2 protein-coding genes are annotated in these 2,577 nt (G+C 61.4%); both read right to left on the bottom strand.

The features are described from left to right. Positions 1-216: 216 nt before the first annotated feature. Complete coding sequence (locus L0G76_RS15585) at positions 217-1,278, bottom strand: type IV toxin-antitoxin system AbiEi family antitoxin (protein WP_304358045.1); 1,062 nt, start codon at positions 1,276-1,278, stop codon at positions 217-219. 380 nt (positions 1,279-1,658) lie between these two features. Then, on the bottom strand, positions 1,659-2,577 hold a 919-nt coding region (gene rsmI / locus L0G76_RS15580; protein ID WP_487247013.1), incomplete at its 5' end, for a 16S rRNA (cytidine(1402)-2'-O)-methyltransferase.

Genomic DNA, 2,577 nt, shown 5'->3' with positions numbered 1-2,577 from the left:
CAGTCTAAGGGACGCCAGTCCGCAGGCGCGCAAGGGTCCGTGGGAGTGGGGTGCGGGGAGAAATGGATCGATCGAAGTTCTATAGCTCCACTTTGAACATGAGCCCTCAAACTTCGATCGGTCCCCAACAAGCGCTACGCGCCACTCAACACTGAGCCTTTCGCAAAGGGCACTTCATGGGCCGACCGGTTCCGCCCGCCGCAGGTCCTCTTCGCCTCACAGCATCAGCTTCTTCGCGCACTGCTGCTTCAACTCAGGTGCTTGGTCGAACAGCTTCATGGAGAATGTCGCGACATTCATCACCTCGCCGAACTTGAACCGGATCACTTTGTATCCCAACGACAGCAGTCGATTGTGCTGCCGACTCTCCTTGTTCATAACGTCGAAACCTCCATTCACATACTTCTGAGTTCCGTCTACGTACAGAGCAACTCCACAGTCCTCGAAGAGGAAATCCAATCGAGTCAAGGTCCGATACCCCTCTTTTACATCGAACTGCTGCACAAAGTCATGCAGACCGAGCAGATGCAGATTGAATGATGCCCGACTCTCGGCGTAGCTTTCCGAAAGCGGAGTGATCAGCGCGGTGAGCTTCTGCGCGTTCTTTGCGCCTCGAAGCATGCGAGACATCGGCGGGCCGAACAACCCCTCGACGGCATCGGACACCAGGGACATGGTCCCAGGCGGATAGCCCATCTTGAAGATCGCCTCTTCATCGGTACCGAGCATGGATCGTCGTAGCACTTGTTCCATTGCGGCGAACCCGGCCACCGGCCCCAATACCGTAATCAGTGCCAGTGCGGTTTTTTCTGGTGTAGTGACTCTGATTCCATCGACTTCACTGATGTCCTCTTCACACACCGATATGCGCCGCCTGGTCACAGAACCGGTTCGGGAACTGGACACAGGATGAGCGACGTTGACTGGCTGAGCCGGCACGCCGAACAATCCCAGTTTGTGGAGCTTTGCCGCCGACACACCCCAGACCACGTCGCCAGGCCGGTAATGAGGATAGTGGAGTACCCGAAGCCGGTCGAGATGCTCCCGATACTTCCTCTGCTGGGAATGCTCCCGGTGCCGTCCAGTCTCGTGATATTCCATCCATGCCGCATCGATGGCGAATCTGGTGAACCTTCGGTGGGAGGCGACCTTGCACCGCCGTATCACCGAGTAGACACCGCGATCGAGCTTCAACAGGCAGCAGCCCAGCGCACTGCTGATTTCGGTGGTGGCAGCACCTGCTGCTCTGAGGTCCTGGAAGTGGACGACGTTGTACATGCCAACACACTGGTGCCCTCACCAGATCTATGACCAGTGCTCAAGACCGGCCTGTGGATCACGCAGGCCCATCCCCAGGCCGATCGCACACGAGTCACCAAAGGATCCACAACCGGTCGCGGCCGAGTGAATCGCCGATTCGGTCATATGGCGCAGGCTCACTTGGCGCACCGACGAGGCTCAGCTGAGCTGATTTCGTGCGGATCGTGTGGAGAGTCTGCGCCCAGTCGACGATGCGTCCTGCGGTGGGGACCGATCGAAGTTTCAGAGCCCTGCTTCAAAGTCGAGCTCTGAAACCTCGATCGAACCCCAACCAATCCACACGCCGATACGCGCGACTCAGCGGCAGGTGTGCCTCGGCGCGAGAATCCGCTTGAACCTCACTCCCGGTGCAGCCAGGCTTCGTAGACCTCACGTTTGGACAGACCGAACTGCTTCGCGACCTGCCCCGCAGCGTCCTTCGCCCGCACACCGGACTCCACGAGCTCCCCGACGGCGCCGAGGTGGTCCTCCGGGGCAGTCTCCACTGCAGTGGCTCCGGCGAGCACGAGGGTCAGCTCACCACGCAGTCCGCCAGCTGCCTGCTCTTGCAGCGAGGACACGGTGCCCCGCAGCGTCTCCTCATAAGTTTTCGTCAGTTCGCGACTGATGCTCATCGCCCGGTCCGGTCCGATGATCTCCAGGAAGTCGCCCATCGTGTCGGCGATGCGGTGGGGGCTTTCGAAGAACACCATGGTTCGCTTCTCCCCGCGCAGCTCCTCGAGGAGGTTCTTGCGTGCCCCGGACTTGCGCGGCAGGAAACCCTCGAAGCTGAATCGGTCGCTGGGCAGTCCTGAGACCGCGAGCGCCATGAGCACGGCAGAGGGACCGGGCGTGGAAGTGACGGGCAGTCCGGCCTCGGCGCAGGCCTTGACGACGCGGTACCCGGGGTCGGACACGGCGGGCATTCCCGCATCGCTGAGGAGGACGACGGTCTGGCCGGAGCGGATGAGTTCGACGAGTTCGGGCGCGCGGGACTGCTCGTTGTGGTCGAAGACGCTGATGACACGTTTGGTGTGCGCCAGCTCCAGGCGCTGTGTCAGCGACAGGAACCGGCGAGTGTCCTCGGCTGCGATGACGTCGGCCGACGCGATGGCGCGCTGCATACGATGACTGGCATCGCCGAGGTTGCCGATCGGTGTGCCCACGAGCACGAGTTTCCCGTCGGCTGAGTCGGATGTCGGGTCAGCATCCGCCGAGCCAAGCCCCTCCCGAGCATCCCCGGTTGTGTCCGCTTCCCCTGTTGAGTCTGCGTCCCCG

The organism is Brevibacterium picturae (assembly GCF_030453725.1).
GTDB lineage: Bacteria > Actinomycetota > Actinomycetes > Actinomycetales > Brevibacteriaceae > Brevibacterium > Brevibacterium sandarakinum_A.
The sequence above is the reverse complement of the archived record's forward strand: the minus strand, read 5'-3'. Positions and strand labels throughout refer to the sequence as shown.